General features: G+C 58.3%; 23 protein-coding genes and 7 pseudogenes. 10 read left to right on the plus strand and 20 right to left on the minus strand.

What is annotated here, in order from left to right:
• Positions 1-11: 11 nt before the first annotated feature.
• Genes BN1800_RS30840 through BN1800_RS30875 form a run of 8 tightly spaced genes read right to left on the minus strand, consistent with a single transcriptional unit; the run spans position 12 to position 7,110 of the window.
• Positions 12-1,040 (minus strand): TrbL/VirB6 family protein, encoded by a 1,029-nt coding sequence (locus BN1800_RS30840; RefSeq protein ID WP_087002966.1) that lies wholly within the window; start codon positions 1,038-1,040, stop codon positions 12-14.
• Positions 1,041-1,055: 15 nt separating this feature from the next.
• Positions 1,056-1,283 carry a hypothetical protein gene (locus BN1800_RS30845; protein ID WP_087002968.1) on the minus strand — a complete coding sequence of 76 codons (228 nt, stop codon included), beginning with the start codon at positions 1,281-1,283 and terminating at the stop codon, positions 1,056-1,058.
• Entirely contained in the window at positions 1,273-1,992 is a 720-nt protein-coding gene (locus BN1800_RS30850; RefSeq protein ID WP_087002971.1) for a type IV secretion system protein, read from the minus strand. The genes BN1800_RS30845 and BN1800_RS30850 overlap by 11 nt, the downstream gene beginning before the upstream one ends.
• Positions 1,993-2,003: 11 nt before the next feature.
• A complete protein-coding gene (locus BN1800_RS30855; RefSeq protein ID WP_087002974.1) occupies positions 2,004-3,089 on the minus strand; it encodes a lytic transglycosylase domain-containing protein in 1,086 nt (361 codons plus the stop codon).
• Entirely contained in the window at positions 3,086-5,497 is a 2,412-nt protein-coding gene (locus BN1800_RS30860; protein ID WP_087002978.1) for a VirB4 family type IV secretion/conjugal transfer ATPase, read from the minus strand. The genes BN1800_RS30855 and BN1800_RS30860 overlap by 4 nt, the downstream gene beginning before the upstream one ends.
• Before the next feature lie 3 nt (positions 5,498-5,500).
• Positions 5,501-5,800, minus strand: coding sequence for a VirB3 family type IV secretion system protein (locus BN1800_RS30865; protein WP_087002981.1), 300 nt, complete (start codon positions 5,798-5,800; stop codon positions 5,501-5,503).
• Positions 5,801-5,803: 3 nt separating this feature from the next.
• Entirely contained in the window at positions 5,804-6,148 is a 345-nt protein-coding gene (locus BN1800_RS30870; RefSeq protein ID WP_087002983.1) for a TrbC/VirB2 family type IV secretion system protein, read from the minus strand.
• An 11-nt stretch (positions 6,149-6,159) separates the two neighbouring features.
• Positions 6,160-7,110, minus strand: a complete 951-nt coding sequence (locus tag BN1800_RS30875) for a lytic transglycosylase domain-containing protein (RefSeq protein ID WP_087002986.1) — start codon at positions 7,108-7,110, stop codon at positions 6,160-6,162.
• Positions 7,111-7,269: 159 nt separating this feature from the next.
• Between BN1800_RS30875 and BN1800_RS30880 the strand changes: the two genes are divergently transcribed.
• Genes BN1800_RS30880 through BN1800_RS30905 form a run of 6 tightly spaced genes read left to right on the plus strand, consistent with a single transcriptional unit; the run spans position 7,270 to position 10,456 of the window.
• Complete coding sequence (locus BN1800_RS30880; protein ID WP_087002989.1) at positions 7,270-7,875, plus strand: hypothetical protein; 606 nt, start codon at positions 7,270-7,272, stop codon at positions 7,873-7,875.
• Positions 7,872-8,408, plus strand: a complete 537-nt coding sequence (locus BN1800_RS30885; RefSeq protein WP_087002992.1) for a thermonuclease family protein — start codon at positions 7,872-7,874, stop codon at positions 8,406-8,408. Before BN1800_RS30880 ends, BN1800_RS30885 begins: the two co-directional genes overlap by 4 nt.
• A complete protein-coding gene (locus BN1800_RS30890) occupies positions 8,405-9,100 on the plus strand; it encodes a thermonuclease family protein (RefSeq protein ID WP_087002994.1) in 696 nt (231 codons plus the stop codon). The genes BN1800_RS30885 and BN1800_RS30890 overlap by 4 nt, the downstream gene beginning before the upstream one ends.
• A complete protein-coding gene (locus BN1800_RS30895; RefSeq protein ID WP_087002997.1) occupies positions 9,101-9,502 on the plus strand; it encodes a hypothetical protein in 402 nt (133 codons plus the stop codon).
• A 1-nt stretch (position 9,503) separates the two neighbouring features.
• On the plus strand, positions 9,504-10,016 hold the full coding sequence (locus BN1800_RS30900) for a hypothetical protein (RefSeq protein WP_064697190.1): 513 nt from the start codon (positions 9,504-9,506) through the stop codon (positions 10,014-10,016).
• Positions 10,017-10,033: 17 nt separating this feature from the next.
• The gene (locus BN1800_RS30905; protein ID WP_087003001.1) at positions 10,034-10,456 is read left to right on the plus strand and encodes a hypothetical protein; all 423 of its coding nucleotides are present in this window, start codon (positions 10,034-10,036) and stop codon (positions 10,454-10,456) included.
• Between the two features lie 51 nt (positions 10,457-10,507).
• Here BN1800_RS30905 and BN1800_RS30910 read toward each other — a convergent pair whose 3' ends face one another.
• The 4 genes from BN1800_RS30910 to BN1800_RS30930 all read right to left on the minus strand — a co-directional run bounded on the left by BN1800_RS30910 (position 10,508) and on the right by BN1800_RS30930 (position 18,593).
• Positions 10,508-10,843 (minus strand): hypothetical protein, encoded by a 336-nt coding sequence (locus BN1800_RS30910; RefSeq protein WP_087003004.1) that lies wholly within the window; start codon positions 10,841-10,843, stop codon positions 10,508-10,510.
• Between the two features lie 563 nt (positions 10,844-11,406).
• The gene (locus BN1800_RS30920; protein ID WP_143534173.1) at positions 11,407-12,888 is read right to left on the minus strand and encodes a hypothetical protein; all 1,482 of its coding nucleotides are present in this window, start codon (positions 12,886-12,888) and stop codon (positions 11,407-11,409) included.
• Positions 12,885-17,933, minus strand: coding sequence for an AAA domain-containing protein (locus tag BN1800_RS30925; RefSeq protein WP_087003014.1), 5,049 nt, complete (start codon positions 17,931-17,933; stop codon positions 12,885-12,887). Before BN1800_RS30925 ends, BN1800_RS30920 begins: the two co-directional genes overlap by 4 nt.
• A gap of 18 nt (positions 17,934-17,951) precedes the next feature.
• Positions 17,952-18,593, minus strand: a complete 642-nt coding sequence (locus BN1800_RS30930) for a recombinase family protein (RefSeq protein WP_087003017.1) — start codon at positions 18,591-18,593, stop codon at positions 17,952-17,954.
• A 591-nt stretch (positions 18,594-19,184) separates the two neighbouring features.
• On the opposite strand from BN1800_RS30930, the gene BN1800_RS30935 reads away from it, so the two are divergent.
• Complete coding sequence (locus BN1800_RS30935) at positions 19,185-20,003, plus strand: IS5 family transposase (protein WP_087003020.1); 819 nt, start codon at positions 19,185-19,187, stop codon at positions 20,001-20,003.
• A 126-nt stretch (positions 20,004-20,129) separates the two neighbouring features.
• Positions 20,130-20,390, plus strand: a complete 261-nt coding sequence (locus BN1800_RS30940; protein ID WP_027513878.1) for a hypothetical protein — start codon at positions 20,130-20,132, stop codon at positions 20,388-20,390.
• A gap of 160 nt (positions 20,391-20,550) precedes the next feature.
• Here BN1800_RS30940 and BN1800_RS42970 read toward each other — a convergent pair.
• The 4 genes and pseudogenes from BN1800_RS42970 to BN1800_RS30960 all read right to left on the minus strand — a co-directional run.
• A pseudogene (locus BN1800_RS42970) lies at positions 20,551-21,254 on the minus strand (transposase); the annotation flags it as partial.
• Positions 21,237-22,523 (minus strand): annotated as a pseudogene (locus tag BN1800_RS40720) (Y-family DNA polymerase); the annotation flags it as partial. The pseudogenes BN1800_RS40720 and BN1800_RS42970, both read right to left, overlap by 18 nt.
• Positions 22,524-22,532: 9 nt before the next feature.
• Entirely contained in the window at positions 22,533-23,273 is a 741-nt protein-coding gene (locus BN1800_RS30955) for an ImuA family protein (protein ID WP_087003022.1), read from the minus strand.
• 91 nt (positions 23,274-23,364) lie between these two features.
• Positions 23,365-23,556 carry a hypothetical protein gene (locus BN1800_RS30960; RefSeq protein WP_084606773.1) on the minus strand — a complete coding sequence of 64 codons (192 nt, stop codon included), beginning with the start codon at positions 23,554-23,556 and terminating at the stop codon, positions 23,365-23,367.
• Between BN1800_RS30960 and ligD the strand changes: the two genes are divergently transcribed.
• Together ligD and BN1800_RS30970 are read left to right on the plus strand one after the other, a co-directional pair.
• Complete coding sequence (gene ligD, locus BN1800_RS30965) at positions 23,555-24,619, plus strand: non-homologous end-joining DNA ligase (RefSeq protein WP_087003025.1); 1,065 nt, start codon at positions 23,555-23,557, stop codon at positions 24,617-24,619. The genes BN1800_RS30960 and ligD overlap by 2 nt on opposite strands.
• Positions 24,620-24,680: 61 nt before the next feature.
• Positions 24,681-25,049: pseudogene (locus BN1800_RS30970) on the plus strand (SOS response-associated peptidase family protein); the annotation flags it as partial.
• A gap of 74 nt (positions 25,050-25,123) precedes the next feature.
• On the opposite strand, the pseudogene BN1800_RS30975 reads toward BN1800_RS30970, so the two are convergent.
• From BN1800_RS30975 to BN1800_RS40735, 4 pseudogenes are all read right to left on the minus strand, one after another.
• Positions 25,124-25,822: pseudogene (locus BN1800_RS30975) on the minus strand (IS6 family transposase); the annotation flags it as partial.
• Between the two features lie 50 nt (positions 25,823-25,872).
• Positions 25,873-26,154: pseudogene (locus BN1800_RS44430) on the minus strand (IS6 family transposase); the annotation flags it as partial.
• 142 nt (positions 26,155-26,296) lie between these two features.
• Positions 26,297-26,687, minus strand: a pseudogene (locus tag BN1800_RS30980) (IS6 family transposase); the annotation flags it as partial.
• A 12-nt stretch (positions 26,688-26,699) separates the two neighbouring features.
• Positions 26,700-26,831, minus strand: a pseudogene (locus BN1800_RS40735) (IS256 family transposase); the annotation flags it as partial.
• Positions 26,832-26,910: the final 79 nt, after the last annotated feature.

Raw genomic sequence — 26,910 nt, forward strand, 5'->3', positions numbered from 1 at the left:
TAACTCACAGCTCAACGCGGCATGCTGTTGTTGCTAATTCGGTTCTGCATTGCTTCGGCGCCGGCGTTCCGGATGTTTGTTCTCATGCCTTCGATCGTGCGCTCGCGCGCCTGCATCCCGGCCCGTCCCACGGCTCCGGACGCGGTGCGGCCGGCGTTTAACGCCTGCAACGGACCAGTAATGCCAGTGTATCGGCCGACCGATTTAGCAATATTTCCGACACCCGCTGCCATACCGCCGACAATGCCTTGCGCCAGGACTTGAATGTTAAAAAGCACAAACGCGCCTGCGCAGCAGAGCAGAAGGAACCCTGCAATATCAGAGAGTTCGATTTGCTTTTGGCCCGCGGCGTTGGTCATTTTTGTAAGCTCGGGATCCATCGCGGTGATAAGGAAGGCGGCTACGACGTAAACGAACATCGGGATCAGTGCGTATAGTAGGACTTGTTGAAACCATGCGAGCCCGTAGCTGCGCGTTTGCTCAAACAACATGCAAGCGATGAAAATCGGCGCTGTTCCGATCAAAACCCACATCATCACCTTGGCGAGCAGCAAAATTGCCAACGCAACGGCGATGAAGATCAAGGCGCCAATCATCACGACGACGCCAACGAGAGAGGGAAGAACGGCAAAATACCCGGATTGCTCCGCGAATTCCGACGCTGCTTGGTTAGCGGATCTCCAAATCATCGAGAGCCCGTTTGTTGGCTCCGTGATCCCGGTCGATGTTGCGGTCAGCAGAGCCCGGCCGACATCTTCCGGTGTGTTGGCCAGCCACCGATAAAAGAAGTCATTGAAATAGCTCCACTCCTTTATCAACGTCAGGATCAGTATCATTCGGACCACACGTCCAATGACCTCGCTGACGCTTACTCGCGAAGTACCCATAAAGAGCTGAAGGCCGTAGTAGCCGACATAGGCGATGAACATGATGTAGAGCAGCGGCATAATTTCGCTGCCCAAGATTCCGTACGCCTTCTCAGAAAATTTGGCGCCGGTGTTTTCAATCCTATCTAGGAGATCGCCCAGGAAATCGTTCATGCCCGACCGCGGTCCTTATTTCGCAACAATCGCTTCGATCGCCGCGAAGGCTGCCGAGGCGTCGCCGTTAATATTCATCATTGGGCCGCATTCCTGGCGAGGATCACCCGGTGCATAAGACGTCATGTTAGCCGGTCTCTTGCAGGGTGCCGTCTTCTCCTTCACCGTGCCGCAGCCGGCAATGCCGGCCGCGATCACGACAAGAGGCAGCAGTTTCGCAGTTTTGGTTGCTTTAATTGTCACTGTACCGCAGGACCTTCTTTGTATTGGAAATGTCGGTAAGACGACGCTGGTTTTCGGCCTGCAAAGACGACACTGCACCGTTCATCACGCCGATCAGTTCGTTGATTGTCAGCCCGGCCTGCACCTGCAGCTGCGTGTTTTGGTCGATCGATCCTTTGATGTCTTTCGCCTGGCCGATGCTCTGCCCGGCCTGTTCGAAGGCGCTCTTTCGAGATGTGACCGCCTGTTGCGAGCCATTTACCAGTGCGGCGACGCCGAGAACGGTATTCACCATTTCCTCGTAAGACTTGTCCCCCGAGAAGCTGCTGTTCGCCCGACCGGACAAATTCTTAACGAGTTGCAGGCCGTTGATGAACGTCGTCGCCACCTTGGCGACGTCACCGCCCATTCCGCCAAAATTCGGAACGCCGCCGCCCATGAGGCTGTCGAAGGACGGCATGGACGAGACGCTGAAACCATTGCCAACAGCAAGGTTCTCCATCTGGTTCGCATCGCCACCACGATCGCCGGTCACGGCCTTCAAGGTCTCTTCGACCGTCGTCAAAATTTCCTTGTTGGTCCCAAGGATCTTATCGGTTGTGACGGAGGTTTGTTTCGCCACCTCATAATTGGCTGCGTCGATAACTGGTACGCCGCCGGCCAGAGCAGGCGGGGCGGACAATGCCGATGCAATGGCTAAGGCCGATACCGAAAGAACAAAGCGTTTCATGCTGACTCTCCTCATTGTGGCTGCAACATCAGTTTCACGTTGGACTCGCGTTCTCGCTTCTCAACGCAGGCTTTTTCGGTCGGGCTCCATTCGAGCCCTTCGCGCTCATCACAAAGCCCGGTCGTCTCACGCGGTTTTTCGTCGCGAAGCTTGAAGTCTGAGGTTTGCGACGCCCCGGACAGGCTGCTGGACGACATTGCATTCCGGGAATTCACCAGATCGGCCATCGTGGTGCCGAGGCGGATGACATGGTTCATCATCTCGAGATTGGCGTTGCGAGCGCCCGAATTATGATCCCAACTATCCTGAATCGTTCCGGTCTGAAGGCCGCCCAACTGTTGCAGCCATGACGATACGTTAGCCGAGCTTTCCTGCGTGGCCTGGCTTGTCGCCATAGCGTTGATCGTGGAATCACGCATGCCGGTATAGGCGGTGTCGCCGCCGCCATAGTTCACCGGAATATCGGCGCCGTTCGAACCACCAAAGGCGGGCATCCATCTTTGACTGATGCTCTTCACGTACCCCTGGGTTTCCTTGAAAGGCGGAATCCCACCGTATTTTTGCACGTTGCCCGGCCCGGAGTTATAGGCCGCCAACGCCAGATGTGTATTGCCGTTAAACCGTCTTAGTTGCTGCCGAAGGTATTTTGCGCCGCCTCTAAGGTTTTCCTCAATATTGTGCGGATTGACACCGAGATCCGCGGCCGTCCCGGGCATGAGCTGCGAAAGTCCGATGGCGCCGACACCCGATTTCGCACACGGATTGAACCGGCTCTCCTGGTAGACGAGCGACATGAAGAGGTTCTCGTCAACGCCCTCTTCCCGGGCGACCCGCTTAACCAGTCCGGCAATCTCCGGATTGGCATTGGCGGCCGCAACCGGATCGTCTTTCCTGCCCGGTCGGTACATCGAGCAGGTAACGCTCTTGTTGATCGAGAACCGGTCTTTGTCGATCTTCTCGATTTCCGTCGTCTTATCCTTCCTCACCGTTTTCTCAGTGAGATTGGAACCGTCGATGACAGGCACTCCCGACGCCAATGCAGGTCCGGGAGCGGCAAGCGCTATCATCATCAGCCATAGAGCAGGACGTTTCTTCATTGACCCTTCTCCCATCCGCAAAATTCAGCCAGCCAGTTTTCGGGCTCATCGCCATATTTTTCCCGCAGCGCAGCGCATTCCTCGACCGTCTCCTTGCGGCCCGAAAGCACCTTTACAAGGTCGGGCATGGCGGACAGATCGAGCCGGGCAATGACCGAGTCATTGCCGTGCTTCACGAGGAACGTCCGCTTTTCAGGCGGGGTATTCTTGATGAAATTGAATTCCTTAACCGTCAGGCCAAACCGCTTGATGTAGCTCTCTTCATCGGCGCGAGGGTTCGGAAAGTGGATGTTCGTCGCGGACTGTTCGATCAGAGTGTGCGACGCTTTGGCCTTGGTAATATCGGCGGCAGACTGCGTGCCGAAGCCGACGATACCGTTGAGCTTGCGGATCGTTTTCATCTTATCGACGATGAACGCCGAAAAGGTCTCGTCCATAAGCAGCTGCCAGCCCTCGTCCATAAAGAACATGACAGGATCGCCGTTCAGCAGCTCGTCGAGGCGATGATAGAGATACATCAGCGCAGGCGTGCGCAGATCCTCGTTCCCGAGGATGTTGGTCATGTCAAAGCCGAAGACACTCCGGCCGGAGAACGACAGCACGTCATGCGGCGCATTGAACAGCCAGGCTTTTTCACCGTCGATCCAAGGGCGAAGGCGAGCGTGTAAGTCGTTCGCGTCGGCGCGCGAACGACCGACAAGCAAGCCTGACAGGTTCGGCAAGTTTCGTTCAGCCGCAGGCTCCTGCATGAGGCGCGTGATGGCCTTCTCAAGCGTGTCCTCATCCTCCTGGGTGAAGTCGCGCCGATCGCCGGAGCGCAGCATTGCTTTCAGCAGCCGAAGCAAAAACTCACGGTTTGGGCCGGTGTTATCCATTTGAAGTGGGTTGAAGCCGGTCGGCGTGCCCGGTGACAGGACTTCATAGGAACCGCCCATCGCCCTCACGAAGATCTCGGCGCCCCTATCCTTGTCGAAAAAGACGGCCTTTGGCATCGGAGAAATCCGCATCGCCTGTGCGAGCAGGAATGTCAGGGCAACCGTCTTACCCGAGCCAGTCGGGCCGGTGACGAGAAAATGGCCGATGTCGCGACGATGAAAATTGAACCAGTATGGGGTCTGCGACGTCGTTTCGAGGATCGTTATCGGTAAGCCCCAATGGGTGCGATCCGATTGACCAGTCGCGAAATTGTGCATCGACGACAGGCCCGAGAAATTCGCGCTCGAAAGCATCGCTTTTCGCGCAACATAGCTATGATTGCCGGGGAGCTGCGCCCAAAAAGCCGCTTCGAGATTCAGGTCCTCGCGCAGCCAGTTGATGTTCATATCCGTCAGGCAGGCTCCGAGTTCCGAGACCGTGCGGCTGATGCCGTCCAGATCACGGGACAGGCAAAGCAACGACAGATGATGGAAACCGAATACGGCTTCCTGATTCATCAGACTGTTGAGCGCAAAGTCGATATCGTGCTCGACCGCGCTACCGGATTCATCTGATGCTTTGATTTGTCGCTGCAGGCGGCTGATCCGCTCTTGTGCGATCGGCTTGTCAGCGATGGTGAAGGATTGCGTCAGAATGAATTCGTGATTCACCTGCAAGAGGCCGTCGAGCATTCCGGGGCCGGTGAACGGTGGATATTCCTTCACCGACAGTAGCGCACCAAAGCGGCTATCTTCATCAACCGCCGCCTGTGCCTGCATGGTCCGCTTGCTGAAATGCAACCGCGACGACCCGATGTAGTTGCGGATCCCCATGCGCGGCAAGCGCATCTTCCGAGGCACGCCGCCGGTCAGGATCGTGTTGAAAAACTCGCAGGGCTCAGAGTACGGCTCGCCATTGCGGTAAGTAATGCCGAGCGCCCGCGCGCCATATTTTTGCAGTTCGCGGGTGATGTTGCCGATAAGCTCCTCAAGCTCAGTGACATCCTCGCGGTTTTGCTGGCTCCGCGCATCACTGTTAGTCCGATCGAGCAGTCTCTTGAAGGTGTCGCCTACACCGAGAGCGCCGCGCATGCCCGACCGCACGATGGTCAGGTAAATTTCGTTTGTGAACATGCGCTTGTGGCGCAGCTGTTCCATGTATCGCTTGTTCAGCAAATCACAGAATGGCTCGTCAAATGCGCCGCCGATCTCGGTTTCCACCTCTCGCCGGATCACGGTAGACCAGAGTGAAAATCGGCTAGAGCCGAGTGCCCGGATCATCGTGTTTTGCACGACCGAGCGCATATTAAGTTCAGCCTGGTCTTCCGTCTGAAAGAACAGGCCATCCAATTTGATGACGCTGAGCAGCGACCCGTTTTCCAACCCTATGACCGTATCCGAAACATGCCGCAGGTATGGAATATGAGTCGACATTGGCCGCTCATTATTGGCGACCTTTCCAAATCCAAGCTCTTCTCTGACGACTTTCAGCATAGGTTATGGCCCATACGAGTTGGTTCCCCAAAAGCGCTTGTTAGGCGTGCGAGGCGTCTTGCGAGACGCCACCTGCAGCACTTCGAGGATTTTGTTGTCCCAGGTGCAGAGCGAGAACAGGACGAGGTAAGCCACGGGAGCTATCAGCAGCGCCCATAGGGAATTCGAACCGAGCCAGCCGATGATCGTAATGCCGACGACGATCACGACCGCCATGTAGGGAACGCCCCAAAGCGTCGGTGAACGGGTTAACCCGATCACCAACGGCGTCAGAGCTGGCTTTTCGTCCTGGAACTCACTCATCGGTTACTGGCCGACCGCTGAAATCATCTGGTCGACAATCGCCGGAGCGCCGAAAACCAGACCGATACCGATTACGACCGCGCCAGCCGTGAACCAGGACAGGCGACCGGCAAAGGCAAGGAAGCCAAGGCCGATCACAGCGATGATCGCGATCAACCGGCCAAAGGGACCGGTGATAAAGTCGACGATCATTTGTACTGCCGTCTGCAGCGGCCCGAATGCGCCGCTGCCGCCGGTGCCTTGCGCCAGTGCCACGTCGGCCCCGACCATCTGGACCGCCGCCACGATTCCAAGCAGGGCTGCAAGCTTGAGCGCCTGAGACTTCCCCGTTTGCATTGCAATCTGCATACTTCTCTCCTTTAAAAGTGCATCACACCGCCGACAAAATTGCCGGTTTTCTTCACGGCGATGACACCGACATCGCTGTTGTCGCCCGCATCCGCGACTGCCTCTGAAGCGGCCGACCTCGTCTTGCCTTTCGCTGTCGGCATCGGTAGGCCGAGCTGGTAATTCACGACCTTGGCGACGTATCCGACCGTTTCCTTGAACGGTGGAATTCCGCCATGCTCGTAAATTCGCTGCTCCCCACTGTTGTAGGCAGCGGCAACCAGCAGCGGATTTTGAAACTCGTCGAGAAGCACCCGCAGGTACTTCATGCCGCCCTCGATGTTCTGCTTCGGATCGCAAACGTCCTTCACACCGAACCTTTCAGCGGTAGCCGGCATGAGCTGCATCGGGCCACGCGCGCCCTTGTCCGAATTGCGGATTCGGTCAAATCCGCTCTCAGCCCATGCAATGGCTGTCGCAAAAACTTCATCAACCTTGTGACGACGCGCCGTCTCGACCACTAAGCTCTTGATTTCCGTAGGACTTAATGGAGACGGGCCGCACTCTTGCACGCTAGTAGTGTTGTGAATGACTGGAGAAACAACGCCATTTTGGCTAATTGCGCCAATCGGCGAGTTATCCATATTGGCAATGTTTTGCATATCCTCTTCGGATGCAAAACCATGCGTGACTGTACCAATAGGGGTATGTTGCTTTGGCCCCGATCGGGGCGCTTCTTCGGATGTGACCACCCCGTCAGCGCCCAAGACAAAATCTTTTTCAGAACTAGGCCAGCGGTTCTCGAAAATTGCGGTGATTGCAGTCTCATTAATGGGAGCAGAAGTGCCTTGATTGCTTACAAAATTGGCTTGTTTTCGCACTTCCTGCGCCTGGCTAAAGCCCGCACCCAAAGTGGCCAGCATAGCGGCGCCGATAAGCGCCGCCCCGGGTGGAATGCCTGCAATTCTAGCCCTTTTTTCCATCGTCCCCCGCTTAACTTGCGGTGTTGAGATTGTAGCGAAAACGGATTAAGTTCATTAATGCATGATACCGATTTGGTGTAGTGATACAAGTTTTTGCATCATACTTAAACCCCCTCCTTGCAGGGAATCCAACATGACCAAGATGGTTAGGGCTAGAAAATGAAACGTACCATAGTCGCCGCACTCGCAAGTTGCGTACTGGCAACACCCGCTTTGTCCGTCGAGGACATCAACAAGGACTACATCAAGTCGCTGGCTGCTCCCGGTAAGACGGTGCTGGTCGTCGAATACTATGACGGCTCCGGTAAGGTCATGGATCGCAAGGGATACGCATCCGCGACCGGATACAAAGCAGTGTCGCCAACCGATTTTAAGGTTGATGAGAAGACCACACTTAGGCTGTACGGTGTCGAGCCCTGTGATGGCGACATGGTGAACCGCAAGGAAGATTTTTCCGGTTCCTGCAAGGAATTTGCAGAACGCGAACTGCAAGTGATGCTCAAATCGGCGAAAGTACTGTTTTGCCGAGCGTTCGTCAGCGAACAGAGTTCAGCGGTCCAAAATGCAACTTGCTACGGCTACTACAATTATCCAGGAAGCCTCGATTCTGTAGAAATGTTGGAGGATGAACTTGTGTCGCTTGGTGCGCTCCGGTTGGCAAAAAAACCGGACGGCACCCCCGAGCGATCAGATCTCGACGAGGCCCAGCGTATCGGACAACAGGGCTACGGCATGTGGGCTGACCCACGGGTGAAAGGCCAATGAGAAGGCTTTTGATCCTTCTGGCGGCGGCCTTGCCCCCGATGGCAAATGCCGCGCCGGCTGGCTATTTCGACCTTCAGCCGGGCGTCACCTTAGAAACGGGTGAAACGTGGGTCGCTGATGGACAGCGCTTCCGCCTCTACGGTGTCCAGTCCTGCTTGCGCGGCACTTCCTACACCGACAAGAAAGGGCAGAAGCGAGACTGCGGCGATGCTTCGCTGGCCGTCTTTGCCGCCTACATCAAGGACACGAAGCCGGTTTGTGCGCCTATCGCCAAGACCGACGGCATATCCTTCGTCGTCTGCTATGCCATGGTCGGCAAGGATCGGCTCGACCTCGCCACCATGATGATCACGAGCGGATACGCCTTTGCAGCGCTTAACGCTGACGGTCTGCCGTTTCATCCCCCTTATGCCGTTGCCGAACAGGACGCCCGCGTAAAGCGGGCAGGCCTGTGGCAGTTCGAGGATGTCCAGCACCCTGCCATCCTTTTGAGCAGAGAGGCCAACGAGCGCGCCAAGAAAGCCAAACAATGAAAAAACATGTAGTCGCTGCAGCCGTAGTCGCCACCATCGTTCAGCCAGCGATCGCCGCTGACCTTGTCACCAACCCCGTGCCGCCTCGCCGCGAGCAACAGGCAGTTGCTCCGGCGCCGATCCATCCGGTGTTCAAAGGCCGGGTTGCCGTCATGGACGGTCGGACCCTTTGGTATCCGCAATACGCCCAACGCCTTCGCTTGGCCGACATTGACGCATGCGAACTGCCGCAATGGGCGCTCAATCCCAAATGGGAAAGCCGTCAGCAGACAATGGCCCCGGCGCCCGTTCCTTGCGGACCGCTCGCCAAAGCCTGGCTAAAGCGCACCGTCGGCAACAAATCAATCGAGTGCACCGTAGTCGGCTATAGCCAGGACGGCACTCCAGTCGCCCGCTGCATCGCCAGCGGCCGCGATCTTGCCCTCGAAATGCTGCGCGTCGGTTGGGCGCGTATCGCGTCGCCCTATCCTTCGAACAGCCAGTATCTAGCGTACCAGAATTACGCGATGGCGGCGCGCTATGGCATGTGGGCGACCTACGTCCTCGACATGAACGAATGGCGCCGGAAAGCCGTCGACAAAACACTCGACCGTCGCCCAATCGCTGATTTCAACCTCCTTGCCGAACGTGAAAGCGAGATATCGCCTCCCTTCGTCGACGCTCGGAAAAAGCCCAAGAGGACAGACCGATAGTTGCCGGACTTCGCCCATATTGCGATCTCCTTCGCAAACGATCCCTTGGCGAGCCTCCTGCTCGCCATTCCCTTGTCGTTTGCTCTGATCATCTTCTCGGCAAAAATCTGGTGGGTTCATGCACCTCTGGCCGTGTTGATCCTGATCGTTTCGATCTTCTTTCACGATCAACGCCATCTCGCCCTAGACAGCTTTTTGGTTGGGCTTTTCGCCTTCCCTCCGCTCTGTCGCGATATTCCCAATCAGCCGTTGCTCTTCCGCATCGGAATCTTCTGGTTCTCTGCTTTTGCGCTGATAGCCGCCGTCATTTACGCCGCGGGCGATCGAGCGCAGCACCTCACTCCGATCGACAAACTGGTCATCGATCGGATGCCTTCAGCACTCATCGAGAGGACCACCTGACATGAAACATCTGCTTTATGCCGCCGCCGGCCTCGCCGCCGTTGCGTTCCTTCCTGCCACTGCCAAAGCGCAAGATGCATCCTGGGGGTGCCAAGTTCTCCTGTGCGCGGCCTCGCAAAACCCGTCCTGGCAGGGCGTTCCCTACTGTGTACCGCCGATGAAGAAGCTTATCAGCGCAATGGCGAAGCCGGGATTCGATTGGCCCGTCTGCCACCAGGCGAAAGCCGGCGAACCAGGTCGGGAAGAATACGAAGATTGCCCTGCAGGTACCAAAGTCGGTTACAGGGAACATCGCGACGGGTTTCGCGGCGAACCAGACCAATGCGTCAAGACCGTCGATGTTTGCAAGGAACGTCGGGATCAAGGCTATCGTCGCTTTAACGAGAGCGGCGGCGACAAGCGCTGCATCAAAGAAGTCGCAACTCCTCGTCCGCGCCGCGAAAATCCGTGGTTCTTCGACATCCCGAACGACAAGGGCGTCAAGGAGCGCTTCTGGTTTAACCTCAACACCTGACAACGCGAGGATCCCGCATGAATCAGAATGTTCTACTCACGATCGCAGCCAGCGTTGGCCTGGTGGCCGGCGTCGGCGGCACTTGGTTTGCAACGTCAACGTCATCCAAAGAGGTCGAAGTCGTCTCTAAGGAGGTGATTGCTGCTTTCATCAAGGCTGATCCATCCCTCTGCCCTGTTCCAGAACAAGCCGCAGTACCACGATCGACTTCGACGAATCTTGAAATTCCCTCGGCAGATGAGGCCAATACCGCCTTCAGGAAGGTAAAGCCCAGCTTTCCATCCGCTACGCTGGCTATCGGGCAATGCCAGACGAATACAATGGGACCGGGTGTTTCGTGTGCTGTCGATATCACTTGGAAGCCGGGCCGCGACGCTCAGTCAGGTGTCGTCGGCTTCGCCAAAACGCCTACCGGCTGGCAAGCCATGCACTATTACTAAAAAAGAAGCCCGCGGCGCGGGCTCTCTTCAGTTCGCCATCCTCATAATAGCTCACCCGAACGGCGCAGTCGCTTCCATGACCGCTGCCATTTCGTTTTCCTCAAGCTTGACTTCAGTGGCGATTAGGAATGCCGAGATATAAGTCAGCTTTCGAATTGATTCCTGGTAATCGAGTGGCTGATATTCCATGACGATGCGACGGGCTTTCGCCTCTTCCGTCGCCACTGCCAACAATGCGCTCGCATAGGCAACGCTACTGACTTCGCCGGCCGCGCGACGGTCATCCCACTCTCGCACCGCATCCGCCGCCGCCTTTTGCGCCGCCAAGTGCTGCTCTGTAATTTCGGCCAGGCTGAGCCCAGCAACACCAATCCTCGCTTCAACCATGCCGCATTCAGCTCCTTTTCAAGCGGCCCCCTTTCTTTTCCTTCCAGTGGAAGGCAGGGCAGGCCTCGTCCTGCCCCTGCCCGTCCGGCGAGGACCGGGAGAACGGGGGACAAGCTGAAAACCGGAAGGGGGATCACCCACCCGTAGGGCCGACCGGTGTCCGCAACGCGGACGCCGGCGGTGCTGCAGGCCGAAGGCCGAAGCATGGGGAAGGCCGGTTTTCTGCTTGTGGGGGAGAGAGGGCAGCGCCCTTTCTTCCCTCTCAGTGACTTGAAAATTTGGTTGAACAATCGGACCAACCGCACGGAGGCTGACGTGCGGTTGCATAGGCTGGCTAATTCTATGTCACTGTGGCGAGCTTCTAATGCCGATTCTGCAAACGAGGATCAATATGGCGAGCTATCGTTCTTTGCGTGATCTAGGTTGCATTTTTTGGGACTCTAATACCCTACAGAGGTGACCGCCCGCGACTTGGGACCTCGGCGCTCTTTAACGCTTTGAGAGGCCGTTTGGGGCTGCTTTCGACCTGTCCGTTGTCGCGACTGGTGGATAGTCCCTTCCCTTCATTCCTCCGAGAGCAATACGGCTGAAGCGGCTAGTCGGCGGTTCAACGCCTCTCCCAGCCTGAAGGATGATGACATCGTCTCGAGTAGGTCGGTGGCGCGCGCGACCACTCGCTCGTCGAAGCTGACGAAGCCGAGCGGGACCGAGAGTCCCGAGTGTTGTCCGATCGGTGCGTGCACTGTGGCCGCGACGAACGCTCCGGGGACCAGTAGCATTTCGAAGCCGTTGGGGAAAACGCGCACCTCTGACTGATGGCAATGATCGAATGCCTCCTTGAGCCAACGCTCCGGACGGCCGACGGTGAGCGCTACCGCCTCGACCGGCTGGGGAGTGGTCAAGTCGTGATTGGTGCGCAACACCCGGTCCCGGAGCTGGTCGATTACTTCGGACAGGATGACGGTGCTGCCCCAAAGCGGAACCTGTGGGACGACCCAAAAAATCGGCGCGGCAACCTGTTTGGTCCGGCGCAGGCCGTAGGAGGCCACCTCGAACAGACGACGGGCGTTCTCCGGTGTGAAAAGGTTGCCTACTACGGGGGTGGTCTGACGGTCCGCACGCACGTCGCCTTGACCGGTGAAAGCGTGGCGGTAGAAGCGCTGCACGCTCAGGCCGTCGCGCCTAGTCCACTCCTTTAAATATTCGGGTGCGAGATTAACGAGCAACTGGTACGCTTCCGAGTCATCCTCCCGAGAGGTGATGGCCATGCGGTCGACGACGACGGCTATGGCACGGGCGATCGCCTCGCGGTCGGCCAGTTCGTATTCTGAGTACCACTCCGACAGGTCGATTTCGGCCTGAGATGGCTTCAATCCGCTCGATACCAGGCGCACTCTGACTATCGTGGAGAACCGTTCCTTCGCAGTGACTGTATCGATTGAGTAAAGCGAGCGCCTGGCTGTTGCAGTTGGATCGACGCTCGGCGCGAACTCGCGGAAGAACCTGCGAAAGGATGCCGGCACCCGATCCGTTGCCGAGCTGACCTGCTCCTGGTTCTCGAGCGGAAGCTCGGGCAGGTTCGCCTCGAAATAGCTGAGGTATCGCTTCACGGCGGGGGCGAGGGATATCAGGTCGAAGCCGACGCGGGTCGTCTTGCGTTCGACCTCGTAGATGAGCGGCTCGTCGCTCCCGGGGCGGAAGAGGGTATGCCCCGTCGTTGTCAGCGTCAGCCGGCCGTCGACACGCCGGATATAGTCTGCTTCTTCGACCTCGTTGAGAACGTAGGCCATTTCGCGGCGGTTGTAGCCGAAAAACGCCTGGACAGCGTCTTCGGTGCAGGTGCCCATGGTCCGGACGAACCGGAGCAGGAATTCAGCTGTGACTGAGACCTTCCCCACCTCCGCAACCTTGTGCTCCACGAGAAAGCTGCGACAGGGTAGGGTGAGGTCGTGTATGACAAGCGTAAGAGAACCGTCCTCATTTTCCTCAATGAGGCCTTCGCGCACGGGGCGAGCGGTGTGCTTATTACTCGGTTTCTCCGTCATTTTGCGGTCTCCACCACGCTGTCACTAGATAGTTCGGCAGTTTCATACTTGGTCTTCCCATCCACGAGCTGGTCCGACGCCAGTACGGCCGCCTGCCCTTGGTCGATCTTCGTTGCGAACGCCCCAGCTATTCGTGACATGGGGCCTCCCGGCTCCCATCGGCTGCGGCTTCCAACAATGACCAAGCGGTCCATGGCACGGCTGATAGCAACGTTGATGCGGTTCGGCTTGGCGAGAAAGCCCGGGCGGATCGTGCGAATACCTTCCTCCTTTGGCCCTTCCCAGTTATTCCGCACGAGCGAAACAATGACGACTGGATTCTCCTTGCCTTGGTAGCTGTCGATCGTGTCTACCTTAAGTGCAGTGCGGAGTGTCGGATGGATCGGCGCTAGGCTGATTTTCCGCCGAACTAAATCGCGCTGGGCGGAATAGGCGCAGATGATGCCAATCGCGTGCGAGTGTGGCCTTGGACCCTCGAGCCAGTCGAGAAAAGACTGGCACTCGCTCCAGCGCCTCAGAAGCGCGACGATGCAGTCGGCCTCGAACGGATTTGTGAGGCTCTTGCGCTGGTTGGGATCGGCCTGTTTGGCTCGCTCCCCGACTGGTGAGGTGTCGATCCAGGTCACGGCATGGGATAGCTCTGGCGGGAGCGCGGGCGGGTCGATTATAGGCTCCACGCGGCCATGCCTTAGTTTGCCGTGGTAGAAGCTCTCTGACACGATCTCGCCGATCGGAGGCAGCATTCGATATTGCTGCTCGAGTGTGTGCCCAGCCTCCCGGCCGTAGCGCGTCTCAAAGACCCGCTCGAAGTCGCTGCGCGCTACCTCGGCCACACCGATGTCCAAGCGCTCTGCAACCTCGTCTACGAGCGACTCGGGATGCTGCGGCTCGAGTTGCTGGTGATCGCCGACGAGGACGATCCATCCGCCCGCCTGAACTGGTACCGCGAGTTCACTTGCAGTGCACCTCGCCGCCTCGTCGACGATGACGAGATCGAAAGGCGTGGAGGTGAGGCCTAGCGCCGAGCGCCCAAGACCCACACACGTTCCGGCCACGATCTGCCGCGTGCCTGCGAGAAATGTCTCGAAACTTCGCTGCTCCGTGGACACGGTGCCGACGAAGTCACGTGCGAGCGCGGCCGCAGCTTGGAACTTTGCGACGCGGTCGGCGCTCGGTCGGTCGCTTTGCGGGAGGGTCTTGAGACAGGCCAAGACCACGTCGCTCACTATACGATCAAATGGCGTTTCGATCGCGATACGCTCATCAACGCCCAGCGGTAGCAGCTGCTGACTGATTGTCTGGCGCAGCGCAGTAGACCGCTGCTCCGTGCCGTCCTCGCCACTGATTGCGGCAAGACGCGCTGCCACGGGCCGGATCGCAAGCTCGATATGGCTCAGCATGGAGCCTAGCTCATCCGGAATGCCCAGCCCGCGCGCCGCGACTGCAAGCCGTTCCCGCATTTCGGCGCGGAAACGGTCCTTTTGGAGCTGCTCGACGCGCTGAACATGAAAAGGAAGAAGTCGCTCCGAGACGACGTTCTCATTCCCCACGCGCAGAATGCTAGGGGCCTCACCAGTCCTGGCGAACAGCTTGAGCACGGCCTCGGCGGCGTTGTTCACCGCCTCGTGCGCCTGGCTGGCGAGCAGTACGTTCCGGGCTAGACCCGAGGTAAGGGCCGCATGTACCAGCGCCGCTATGAAGACCGTCTTGCCTGTTCCGGGTGGTCCCTGCACTAGGGCCAACGGGCGCGTGGCGAGCACCGCCGAGAGCGTCTCCGCTTGTTTGTCGTTCAATCCGTAGCGATCCTTCAGCTCCTCCGGCTGGATGCGGTCGGAAAGCAGCAGGGGCTGTGTGCTTGTGCGAGGATCTAGGATGCTGATGAGGTTGCGTGTGCGGGAGGTTCTCCCGGTTATTCGCTTAACTGCAGACTGGCGTCGATCGAGGCTGGTCTCCTCGAAATGGCTGCGGAACCGCAGTTCGTCGCCGAGCTGGACGAGTGGGGTGCCGTTTTTTGGTTCGAACCGGGCGTTCTCAAGGTACAGCGTATCGGGCTTGGACCGCTGGAGGTCAAGCTGGGCTACCGGACGCCAGTTCCCACGGGGGTCTTCCCTCTCCACCAGCACGCGGTCGCGCCGGTTGTAGTCGAAGGACCCACTCAGAAGGTCGAAATGCACTTTATGCCGGTTAACTGAGCGGTCGAGGATGCTGTCCTCGGTGACTTGGCCGTAAGTGATGAGCTCGCGCTCGGCGTCGACCAGAACATCCCACAGCTGTGCGACGTCGATCTGTCCTGTCGGCGGAGGTTCCGCGGCGATTGCCTCAATTAGATCGTCCTCTGGCGGTCCACCTGCGCCAGTATCCTGCTCGCTTTGCTCCTCCTCTGCCGTCACCGCATTCTTAGGCCCAGTCGACGCAGGCGCGAGCGCCTCCACGACATCGCTCCGCTGAAGGACCGGAAGGACCTGAGAGAGGTCTCCGACCGGCCCATCCTCGACCATGATACGCCCGTCGAGATGTCCGAACTCAAAACGGGCCAAGGTGCGTATTCTAGCCTGGTCGAGCGAGCGTCGCTGAATTCGAAAGGGTGCGCCTTCTACATTGAGCTCGACCTCGATTTCCTCGCAAGCGCCCCGGATGATTAGGGCGCGGCGCCATTGAGCCCGTCGTAGATAGTAGAAGCCCTCGTCGGGCAGGAGCGGACCGGGCGCCACGAAAGGGCTGACGAGAGTGATCGCCTCATGTTTCTCAGACGGCGCATCATCGTGCCGGAGTGCGTCAAGTAGAGGAAGCAGCGTGGCGTTTGGCGGTTCGTCAGCGCGAATATGTTCGATCGCGGCCGTAACTCGCTTTGACGCGGCCGAACCCATCAGCCCCAATAGCTCATCCGCGATGACCGTGATGGCGTAGCAATCTCGTTCGTATCGACCGCCTAACTCGGGGGCGTACTTGGTCGTAAATGGCTCGCCGTCGCCCGCAGCAGTGAAATCCACGAGGTCTACAATAATTGGTTCGCTGGGCGCAGCGGGGTCGACGAGGATATTGGCAGGCTTGAGATCGCCATGCGCGAGTCTGAGCGCGTGCAGATCGCTGATCCGCTCCGCCAGCGCGGTGACTAAAGCGAGACGAGCCTCCTCATCCCAAACCTCATTTGGGCCCTTGAGAACGCGGTCTAGATCTGGCTTGTCGACCCATTCTTGCACCAAGACGATAGCGTCGCCGAGCCATATAGAGTCGAGCACTTTCGCGCAGCCCGCGGGTTGTACGGCTGCCAGCTCCGCTAGGCGGTCGAGGAAGTCTAGGATGCGTGCTCCCTCTCGTTGCTGGTCACCCCATGACGCGCGCTTCCAGACCTTTACTAAGACGTCGGTTTCGTCCTTACGCGAGCGCCAAAGCATACGCGTCTCGTCGTCGCGTAGCACCTCGGATGGCGGATATGCTTGGAAGAGCTGCATTTGGCTGCGAATCTCGTGCCGGTGGCGTTCAAGTCCCTCCAGCACCTCTGCCGGACTTGGCCGGATAGCTGTGGCTGCGTTGAATGCCGCCAGGGCGTCACCGGCACTCTCAAACCGTTCCTTTGGAACCCATGCGAGCGCCTTGGCGAACCAGTCGTGGAGTTCGGCGAACTCCGCTCCCGCGTCGGCGTCCGTTGTCCATTCGGGGCAGCCGTTCGGGGAGGCAGGCGGTGCACCCAATAGGATGCGGTGGACCGCTGCGGCGACTAAAAAGACGTCGCGTTGCTTCGATGACCCCACGTCACCAAACTCGTCCTCAGGTAGCCGATCGGTCGCGAGAAACTGGTATCGGTCTCCACCTAGCGACTTAATTTGCGGATAGCTCGCGGCCATGAGATGGGACAGCCGTACTGTTGAGGGGCGCTGTACCCATACGCTATGTTGGCCCAAATCTAGGTGGGCGGCCTCCGCGAGATGCAAGGCATCGACCGCAGCGAGAAGCTGTCTCGCGAGTTCGATACGTTCTCCCCGCGTGAGTTCGGCCAGTTCGGTTCCGGCGAACTCCATTAGGCGATGAAGACGACGTCTCCGGTCAAACACTTCCCAGTAACGGACACTGAAGTTGGGATCGCGCGTCCGTCCATCGATGATCACCTCGTCACAGCGTTCGCACCGGTCCTGTAGATAGGCAATCACCTCCTGCTCTCGACCAGCGATCTCCGTTCGCCCTTCTTCGGATTGGAAGCGCTGATCGGCTTTGGTGAAGTCCCATAAGCGCAGGATGCCAAGGGTTGGCGACTGACGCTCATCGCTGGCCTCGAACTCGGAATAGATCGCATGTGGGTGCTCGAAAACAGGCGCATCGGAGGTCGCGAAGAAGCCACCGTAAGTGCGGCGTCCGGGGACGAAGACCCCCTTACTAACGTTGAAGAACTTTGAAAACTGATCCTTCCACTCTGGGGCGGTGAGCGGGCCGAGAGGGGGAGCCTTGCCGAAAGTCTCGATCCGTCTCGGGACGTGTTTCAGCGTCGACACGAAGTTGGCAATGTCCATGACCATGCGGACCTCCGTCTCGGCAATGCCGCTGAGGTCCTTGCAGTTCGTCAGCACTACCATTCCTTGAACTCGCGGAATGATAACCGATCCGCCTTTCGAATGACGCTTCAAGTGCGTCTGGAGCTGCAGATATATGTCTCGGGCATTCTGTGCGATTTTGGCGACCGGCGATGGTCCGTGATCACGGCCTCCGTTGAACCAGTGTCCGTCACGGCTCTCGATAGGACCCTTCCAGTCCTTGAGGTCAACAACCAGGATACGGTCGTCGATGACCATGATGACGTCAATTTCCCGGCTTGTTCCCGGAGCGTTGGCTAAGTCAAGATTGGTGAATGCATACCAATGGGGGGGTAGTCCCATTAACATGGAGATGCCTTTGACCTCCCGCTCGTGTAGACCTTTACCGCAATTGATTATTTTCAAGAGACGCCCCCCGGCCTGTAATTCGCGCACTGAGTTATTTCCGATTTCACCTGCAGGCGCAACGGTAAGCTGAAATTCCTGCACGAGCTCAATTTGGATTTCGGCTCTCGACACCTATTGCGGACCCTCAGATCAAACAGACAGACCCCCAGCCCTATCTCGCTGATGTTTGGCCCAGACCCGTTTGACCTGACTTTCGCTACAGCCAGCCAGCTTCGCGGTTCGCGCGATGCTATTGCCGCCCGAACGCAAGGCAACGATCCGATCATGCGTCGCCTTGTCGGCGTGGCGACCGGCATATTTCCCATTGTTCTTCGCCAGATCGATGCCTTGCCGCTGGCGTTCGCGCCGATCCTCGAAATCGTCTCGAGCCATTTGCAGTGCCAGTTTCAAAAGCATGTCTTGAATGGACTCGAGTACGATCTTGGCAATGCCATCAGCGCCGGCCGCTATGTCACTGAGATCCACTACGCCTGGCACGGAGAGCCTTGCACCTTTGTTTCGGATGTTCGCGACCAGCCTTTCGGCTTCTGGCAATGGAAGACGGCTTATGCGATCGATCTTTTCGGCAATGACGACCTCCCCCGGCTGAAGGTCTGCGATCAGCCGCAGCAGCTCCGGTCGGTCGGCGCGAGCGCCAGAGGCTTTTTCGCGGTAGACGCCGGCGATGTAAAACCCGGCAATCTTGGCATCGTCGATAATCGACTCCTGTCGCTGAAGATCCTGTTCCTGGGAACTGACGCGGAGGTATATCCTGGCGATGCGTACTGTCATGACTTCTTGCTTGGCTCAATTGGGTATACCTCAATGCGCTCAGGCTCAGAATTCGAGCAAGCGGATAGCCCCATGGGCTGGGTCAGAAATACGCCGCAGCAACCGCCATGGTTGCGGTGGTCGCGAAAGCCTATTGTGGGACGGTGCAAAAATCAGACGCAAAACAGTCGCCTTAATCCAGGCCTTTGCGAAAACCAGGCGGCCGGAATCGACGCTAAGCGGAAGCTCGCTTGCTCCGGATCAATTCTCCGCCATGACCCGCACCGGACCTATGTTCGCGTGTCGCCAATGCCCGCTTTGCGCCCCAATTCAGTCGTTTGCCCGCTCTTGATCGAGTCCTGCATGCTGCCGTTCGTTGCGCGACGATCGGAAGTCCATAGGCGGCGGGAAGTGTGCTTTGGCTGCGCGTGCCCAGGCAACGGTTCGCCTGGGGTGAAGGCAAACATTCCTCTCCCAATCTCACAGCCATGCGCGTTGCGTGCTGCATCAAAGGTAGCTAAGTGTCTGTTCAAGAATGGCTGGCGGTCGTGGGGTTGAGTGAAGGGCGGCAATCAGATTCTTTGTATTTTGCGACAAATACGGAGAGATCGAATGGCCTGGACACCCTTCACCCGGCGTCATCATGACAGAAGCCGCATGCGCTACGCAAGCGATCTGACTGACCGTGAGTGGGGCCTGATCGAACCCTTTATGCCAAGGCAGCCTCGACTGGGCCGCCGACGCAAGACGTCGCTTCGGGCGGTGATGGACGCGATTTTCTATCTGCTGCAGTCAGGCTGCCAATGGGCATTGCTGCCGCATGATTTTCCACCGAAGAGCACGGTCTATCATTATTTCAAGCGGTTCTGCCGGGACGGGACGTGGCGTCGTATCCATGACGCGCTCTACTGCCGGACGCGGCGGCTTGAGGGGCGCGAAGAACAGCCGTCATTTGCCATCATCGATAGCCAATCGGTGAAGACCGGCCCAGATGCCCGTCTCGATATCGGATACGACGCAGGCAAGAAGATCAAGGGCCGCAAGCGGCACATTCTGGTTGATACCCTGGGCATGCTTCTGAAAGCGGAGGTTCATTCGGCAGGTATTCAGGATCGTGATGGAGCAGCACTTGTTTTCGACAGGCTCGTCAACCGCTTTCCATTCATCGAGAAAATTTGCGGCGATGGCGGGTATCAGGGCCCGACAGTCGAAGAGGCCAGTCCGCGATCGATGGAAATCGTCAAACGCAATCAGGCCGGCTTTCAGGTGCTCCCGAAGCGATGGATCGTCGAGCGGACGTTGGCGTGGCTCGGCATAAACCGCCGAATGGCAAAGGATTTCGAGCGCTTCTCTGGCACAAGCCTCGCCTTCATTCAGACCGCTATGATCAAGCTAATGACAAGAAGGCTCGCTCGATATCCGCTTTCTTGAACGGACTCTTACAATACCGAACTAAAAACCGAGCCGCTCGGCAACGGTTTCCGGCTATTCGCAGCGATTTCGGCAGACTCGTTCAAATCGACCGAATTTTTCAATAGCGATTCGATAAGCGAGTACATGTACACTTTTGAAGTGCATTTCTCCGAGCAGGAAGCTTCACAGCAGGCGTCAATTATGATTACGAAGCTCTATGAAGACCAGATTACGGCCTTCGTTCAGAAGAGCGAGGATTTGCTGAGCCAGCTCGAAAATAACAGGCTGGATCCTGTTCAGTATCAGTCACTTGCTGATGTATATCAGAACATGATTGAGGCGGCGAGAGCAAAGCTCAAGTCGCTCGAAACATCGCCTCAGAGCCTTGCAGTCGTCTCCATGTAAGGACGGTGAGACAATCGATGTATGAATAGCCCCTAGATTTGTAGACGCCTTCTCCCCTAAATTGAGGCAGGAGGCCTACATGGGCAAAGTAATTTCACCTCTTCAGAAAATCGCCGCGCACACATGAGGCCGCCGCTCGGGCTACGCCCTCCCGAAGGTCTCATGCGTGCGCCGCTAGTGTGACGTCCCAGAGATTATGAGTCGTTGAACAAAGGTATTGGATAAGACTTGCCATCTTTTCGCGGGCTTGGTCTGTCGAGGACATCCATCGGATTTGAGCGCCACTTTCGGTTCGACGCCGCTCCCAGGCGTCAAACTCGGATTTGGGCAAGTCGCGGTTGTCGATGCGGCGGTCAAGACACTGTCGGCGCATGACGCCGATCTCGATCTCGGCCATATTGAGCCACCTCGCTTGGCGGGGCGTGTAGTGGAATTCCAGACGTCGCAAGATCGACGCGCCTCGGCTAGGTTATCCGTCACGACACGGACCCGGTTGGCGTCGGGATAATCGAGGTCGACGAGGTCGCGCATGCAGACGGCGAAGTCCTCGTTGGCGCGCCGATCTGTGACCTTGACCTTGCGCCATGACCTATTGGCGTCTACCATAATGAAGAGATTGGCCATGCCATTGCGCTTGTATTCGGAGTCGTAGCGGTATCGCTTCCCCGGTTTCTGGACGATAGGCACGCGCACCTCGCCGATGAGCTGGATCGGACTTTCATCGAAGCAGACGACTGGCCGCTTAGGATCACTCGGCTCGGCGTAAAGATCGAGGAGATCCTCCATCCGGGCAATATATTCGCCATCGATTTTGGCGATGCACCACATCTTCTTCTGCCGGGGCTTCGGCGGCCGGTCCGGCAGCAAGGCAATTGCCTCGATCAACTCGGGACGGGCCAGCAGCCGGACCGGCCGGCGCCAATGGCTGACCCAGGTGACCTCGACCGGATCGGCAGCAGGACTGATGCGCTGGACGGAGCGCTCGGGCACATCGGAGGCAACCGGTGCCACCCGATACACACGCTGGCCGCGGTTGCCGTAGATATCGATCAGCGGTGTGACGTCCTTTATCTCGTCCTCGACCAGCGAGGAGGATTTCTGGCGCTCCTCCAGCGGCTCAGCCATCACCGCAACCAGAGTGAGCTTCTCGATCCCGAAGCCGGGCTCGATCTTCTCCGTTCGATCGCGAAACAATTTCGTCAGCCACGCAACATCGCGCACTGGCTTCACCGTGCCGGCGCGGATTGCCTGCCGCGTACCGTCAACCTTTTCGACGATCAGGTCGGCGCGCCGAACACCAAGGCCGCGCCTCTGCAGCTCCTCGATCAGTTGCACGACCAGACGGCCGACATATTTGTTGATGGTTTCGGCAGCACCGATCGGCTCGGCGAAGGCGCGGCTCACCTCGACGAGCTCGGCGGTGCGGATCGGATCGATCGGTTCAGGGACGCGGCCGAACATCTGGTCCAGCCGCCGGCCAATCTCCGGACCGAAACGAAGCGTCAGCGGCGCGCGCGGCGTATTGGCCAATTCGCCGATTGTCTGGAAACCGAGCGTGCGCAGATCGCTGACGACTTTCCCGGAAAGGCGCAGCAACGATATCGGTAGCTTTTCGACGGCGCGAACAGTCTCACCTGAAGGCACGATGACCGTTTCGCGGCTGATGGCGCGGGCGCAGGCGTGTGTTGCACCCCAGGTGTCGGCGATCGCGACACGGGGAGTGAGTTTTTTGGCCAGGAACTGATTGGCGATCTTCGACATCATGGCGAGCTCGCCGCCCTGCAGGTGATCGGCACCCTCCGTGTCCATGACGATCCCGTCGGTCCCATCGACTGCGACGATCGGGGAATAGAGCGTCAGCGCCCAAAGCGTAATGCGTTCGAGTGCTGCGGCATCCATTGCAGGATCCGCATCGACCAGCATCAGGCCGCGGAACAGCGCCTGTGCTTTCGCCGCCGGCATGCCGACATGCACGCCGGCTTTTCGGGCGGCGGCGTCGGCAGCCGATACCCAGCGTTTCGAGCCGCTCCTGGCGATCACGGCGATCGCCTGTTCAGGCGGAATAGACGGATCGGCGCGACGAATGCGATCCGTCGGCAGATCCGGAAGATAGATCGAGACGACCCTTGTCATCGCACGCCCTCACGAGAAACTCAGCACATNCGATCCGTCGGCAGATCCGGAAGATAGATCGAGACGACCCTTGTCATCGCACGCCCTCACGAGAAACTCAGCACATTCACCCGCTTTCACGCGCATCAATTCCAGCAACCATTGGGCTCGTCCGACACCCGGCACTGGCAATTCCTCCGACGGCATGACGCTCACCCGCCACCGCGTGGTCGACGCCGTCGGCTGCCCGAAATCATTGGCCTCCGTCTGCCGTCGCCAGCGTCGGACGGCGAGCGCCATCGTGCCTGTTCGCTCAGCCGCCAACTGCAGCCGGCGCGAGCTGACCATCGGCAGGCGAACGAGTTCACCGACGACGGCGCCGAGCCCGCCAAAGGACAGCCCTTCCTCCATGTTTGCCAGGACGTCCTCCTCCCTGTCTGATTCGACAAAGATCACCCGGTCGGGATGGAGACCGACCTCGGCGAGCGCAGGAAAGAACAGATCGGGACGCGTCAGGCACCAGACGATCGGACCTTTGGTCCGCGCTGCTATCCCCGCCGCACACAGGGCCACCGCCGCACCATCCACCGTGCCCGACCCGCCGCCGGCAAATTCGTGCAACGCGCCATGGGCCAGACCACGTCCCGGCAGGACAGAGTCGATTTCCGGCACGCCGAAGGACAGACAGCCAGCCTTCATGGCTGACACGCCCTCCAGCGAGGCGATGCGCTCGCGCAGATCGGAAATCACCCTTTCACGGGCAGCAGTCATCGTTCACGGCTCCCTTCAAGGTCGTGTTGTCGGCCGACGTCATGTCAGACAAATGCGGATGTTCTCTTTCTGTTCCGAGGCAATTAAAGAGTCAAGCGACCTGAGGGATGGGAATATTATCCTGAACATTAGAAATCAGCAGAATACCCATGGGAATCAGCCGAATAGCGGCCTGCAGATTTTTTTCCGAGCGTCTGCGATCGCTAATCCCTTTGTGTGAATTGCGGGGACAAGTCGGCATCGTCACAGTGTCTTTAAGATTTTTCTGCTGAACTCCCGGCATGAAGAAGCCTCCGAGATCAAAGCCCCTCCTTCGTGACACCGAGGCCCCGATCCGTTCCCGGCCGCGAGGCAAGCGAAATCCAGCCCAGCCACAGCTCCCTTTCGATCCCATGCCTGAGCGCGTCGAGCCTGCGCTGGCGCAATTGAAGTCTCATCCCCCGAAGGGAAGCGAATGGAGTTGGGAGCTGAAATGGGATGGCTATCGCCTTGCCGTTCATATCGAACCGCGGGGGATCCGGATCCTCACGCGTGGCGGACATGACTGGACGCATCGGTTTCCGGCGATAGAGCAGGCCGCCCGAGCGCTCGGGTCGGCGACGATGATCATCGATGGCGAGGCGGTTGTGCTCGACGAAGAGGGCCGGCCGGATTTCGGGCTGCTGCAGCAATCGCTGGGCGCATCCGGCAAACAAACCGGCAACCGTGCCTCCGACGCCGTCCTTTACGCTTTCGATCTTATCTATCTTGATGGCCACGATCTGCGCGGTGTCGAATACCGGTCCCGACGGCACCTTCTCGAGGACACGTTAAACGTCGCAAACAATGATGAAGCCGGCTCCATTCGGCTATCGGAAACACTCGATGCCGAACCGACTGTCCTCCTGGAGCATATCTGCCGCCTCGGCCTGGAAGGCATCGTCGGCAAGCACCTCGATCGGCCCTATCGTTCCGGCCGAACCGGCGATTGGGTGAAAGTCAAATGCGTCCAGAGCGAGGCCTTCTTCATTGTCGGCTATGAGAGGTCGACAGCGTCCCCTGCCGCCTTCGGCTCTTTGGTGCTCGCCGCCTACCGCGGAGCCGACCTCGTCCACGTCGGAAGCGTCGGCACGGGCTTCAGGCAAGCCGAGATCATCAGGCTGCGGAAGATGCTGGACACGCTGCGATGGAAGCGAAAGCAGCCGCCTCTGCCCTATTCCGGAAGTGCCGATGTTATCTGGGTCCAGCCTACGCTCATTGCCGAGATCGAGTTTCGCGCCTGGTCGACAGACGGGAAACTTCGCCATCCATCCTACAAGGGCCTGCGAGAGCGCCAGGACAATGCAGACGTCTTCCGGCTCGGCTAGCGAAATCAGCGCAATCCGCTAGATTGCCTCCATTGAGCTCGAGCAAAGTAGATGGCCTGCTATGTGCAATCTGTATCGCATGGAAGACAAGGACTGGGTCGCCAAATGGGCCCAGGACGCCGAAAGCCTGATCAACCTGATGCCGGCCTACCAGATGAACCCCGATCAGATGGGGCCGATCGTCCGCAACACCGCCGACGGAAAGAAGCAACTGGTCCATGCGCGCTGGGGTCTCCCCTCCCCGCTATTCGCCCTCAAGAAAGAAGCTGAGAAGAAGGCCGAAAAACTGCGCGCCAAGGGCAAGCAGGTCGACTTCGAAGCCTTGCTGCGTGATCAGGTGGATGGCGGCACCACGAATGTCCGCACTCTCAATTTCCCCCACTGGAAGCGTTGGTTCGGCATCGAGCATCGCTGCCTTGTCCCTGTGACCAGGGCACTGTAAAGTTATCAGCGGATTGATGCAGCGATAGCTGGCCGGGACGGCTGTCAGGCTGGGGCGACACACGCGATTTTGTTCCAGATTTGCATGGCGGCGTTACGCAGGTCTCGATGTTGAGCCGATGACAACGTATTGCGGGAAAAGTGGAACAGGTTGGCAATCGGATCATGGATGGAAACGAACCGCTGAAGCTGGCGTGCCGACTTGAAGCGTTTCATGGTCCTTTCGCGTCGTCGGGTCGGCTGGTGCGAATTTTCCGCTCGATTATTGAGGCCTTTGTGCGACCGGTGTTCGACACCGGGCATGAGGTCGCGCCTGGCGGCATCATAGGATCGGAGCTTGTCGGTGATCATGACCCGTGGTGTCCGCCCTTGAGCCTTCAGCAACTTACGCATCAGACGCTTTGCCGCCTTGGCATTTCGGCGGCTTTGCACCAGTACGTCGAGGACGAAGCCGTCCTGATCGACCGCACGCCAGAGCCACTGCTTCTTGCCATTGATGGCCACCACACATTCGTCGAGATGCCATTTGTCGCCCAGGCAGCCGGCTGACCGTCGCTTGATCTCCCGGGCGAAATGCCGTCCGAATTTCTCCGCCCAGCTTCGAATGGTCTGATGCGTGACGATGATGCCGCGGGCCGCCAGCATGTCCTCAACCATGCGCAGGCTGAGCGGAAAGCGAAAGTAGAGCCATACCGCGTGCGCAATGATCTCAGCGGGAAAGCGGTGGCGACGATAAAGCGGATCACGAGCAACTTCTGACATGGCCCATGTACGCACATCTTCATCAGCCGTCCGTTAACTTTACGGTGCCCAACCGCTCTCCCCAACCAGCATTTCTGACCGTTGATGCGCACCACGACTTCATCGAGGTGCCAGACATCGCCTTTCGTCGGCGCCTTGCGGCGTATGCGGCGCGCATAATCAAGGCCATGCTTTCGGCACCATCGGCGGATGGTCTCGTAGGAAACGAAATCGAGCAGCATTTCCTCGACATCGCGCAGGCTCAGATTAAAGCGAAAGTAGAGCCAGACAGCACGGGCTACGATTTCGATCGGATAGCGGTGGTTCTTGTAGGTCGGTGCACTCACGGTCATGGGCGCGCTGCCACCTCAATTTCCTTACCGCTCAATCAATGTGACAGTACGAAGCATGGCGCCAAATCGCGCGCCTTCACGCCGAATGAACCAAAGCCTCACTCCCAGATCTTGTCTTCGCAGCGTTAAGTTTACAGTGCCACACGAAATGTTGCCATGAGCCAACCGACCGGAAACCCTGTCGCGTTCGCTCCCGTTTTCTCGCAGGTGAGAATTCTCCGCCCGGTTGTTCAAGCCTTTATGCGAGCGGTGTTGACCTGGCGTTTGGCGTAGGAGCGCAATTTGTCGGTGATCATACGCTTTGGCGGCATGCCCTGCTTCTTCAGAAGTCGCGTCAGCAGGCGCTTGGCCGCCTTGGTGTTACGGCGCGTCTGGACGATCTCGTCGAGCACATATCCGTCCTGATCAACCGCTCTCCCCAACCAGCATTTCTGACCGTTGATGCGCACCACGACTTCATCGAGGTGCCAGACATCGCCTTTCGTCGGCGCCTTGCGGCGTATGCGGCACGTAGAGCTATGCTGGAATTTGGGTGACGAGGTTGATCAAGCGGCGCTCTGTGGCTTCAATTCGATGACCTCGATTCCGTCCTGGAATTTGGCACCTGCGATGAGTTTCGGCAACTGATTTTGTCCTTTCAATCGTCGCCACGTCCTGGCGGCGGCGATTACCAGCTTGAGGCATCGTCAACTTAACGGAATGTGGAATTCGATGTGCGATGAAGGTTGATGACAGACCGTGATCCACTCTATCGTC

It is taken from the genome of Rhizobium sullae, assembly GCF_900169785.1.
In the GTDB taxonomy this organism is placed as follows: domain Bacteria; phylum Pseudomonadota; class Alphaproteobacteria; order Rhizobiales; family Rhizobiaceae; genus Rhizobium; species Rhizobium sullae.

Bases quoted from the DNA above. Each gene is read 5' to 3' on its own strand.
- BN1800_RS30940 (WP_027513878.1), top strand. From the start codon at position 20,130: ATGTACACTTTTGAAGTGCATTTCTCCGAGCAGGAAGCTTCACAGCAG.
- BN1800_RS30900 (WP_064697190.1), top strand. From the start codon at position 9,504: ATGAAACATCTGCTTTATGCCGCCGCCGGCCTCGCCGCCGTTGCGTTC.
- BN1800_RS30935 (WP_087003020.1), top strand. From the start codon at position 19,185: ATGGCCTGGACACCCTTCACCCGGCGTCATCATGACAGAAGCCGCATG.
- BN1800_RS30875 (WP_087002986.1), bottom strand. From the start codon at position 7,110: ATGGAAAAAAGGGCTAGAATTGCAGGCATTCCACCCGGGGCGGCGCTT.
- ligD (WP_087003025.1), top strand. From the start codon at position 23,555: ATGAAGAAGCCTCCGAGATCAAAGCCCCTCCTTCGTGACACCGAGGCC.
- BN1800_RS30870 (WP_087002983.1), bottom strand. From the start codon at position 6,148: ATGCAGATTGCAATGCAAACGGGGAAGTCTCAGGCGCTCAAGCTTGCA.
- BN1800_RS30850 (WP_087002971.1), bottom strand. From the start codon at position 1,992: ATGAAACGCTTTGTTCTTTCGGTATCGGCCTTAGCCATTGCATCGGCA.
- BN1800_RS30840 (WP_087002966.1), bottom strand. From the start codon at position 1,040: ATGAACGATTTCCTGGGCGATCTCCTAGATAGGATTGAAAACACCGGC.
- BN1800_RS30910 (WP_087003004.1), bottom strand. From the start codon at position 10,843: ATGGTTGAAGCGAGGATTGGTGTTGCTGGGCTCAGCCTGGCCGAAATT.
- BN1800_RS30885 (WP_087002992.1), top strand. From the start codon at position 7,872: ATGAGAAGGCTTTTGATCCTTCTGGCGGCGGCCTTGCCCCCGATGGCA.
- BN1800_RS30930 (WP_087003017.1), bottom strand. From the start codon at position 18,593: ATGACAGTACGCATCGCCAGGATATACCTCCGCGTCAGTTCCCAGGAA.
- BN1800_RS30920 (WP_143534173.1), bottom strand. From the start codon at position 12,888: ATGACGGAGAAACCGAGTAATAAGCACACCGCTCGCCCCGTGCGCGAA.
- BN1800_RS30905 (WP_087003001.1), top strand. From the start codon at position 10,034: ATGAATCAGAATGTTCTACTCACGATCGCAGCCAGCGTTGGCCTGGTG.
- BN1800_RS30865 (WP_087002981.1), bottom strand. From the start codon at position 5,800: ATGAGTGAGTTCCAGGACGAAAAGCCAGCTCTGACGCCGTTGGTGATC.
- BN1800_RS30860 (WP_087002978.1), bottom strand. From the start codon at position 5,497: ATGCTGAAAGTCGTCAGAGAAGAGCTTGGATTTGGAAAGGTCGCCAAT.
- BN1800_RS30855 (WP_087002974.1), bottom strand. From the start codon at position 3,089: ATGAAGAAACGTCCTGCTCTATGGCTGATGATGATAGCGCTTGCCGCT.
- BN1800_RS30880 (WP_087002989.1), top strand. From the start codon at position 7,270: ATGAAACGTACCATAGTCGCCGCACTCGCAAGTTGCGTACTGGCAACA.
- BN1800_RS30890 (WP_087002994.1), top strand. From the start codon at position 8,405: ATGAAAAAACATGTAGTCGCTGCAGCCGTAGTCGCCACCATCGTTCAG.
- BN1800_RS30960 (WP_084606773.1), bottom strand. From the start codon at position 23,556: ATGCCGGGAGTTCAGCAGAAAAATCTTAAAGACACTGTGACGATGCCG.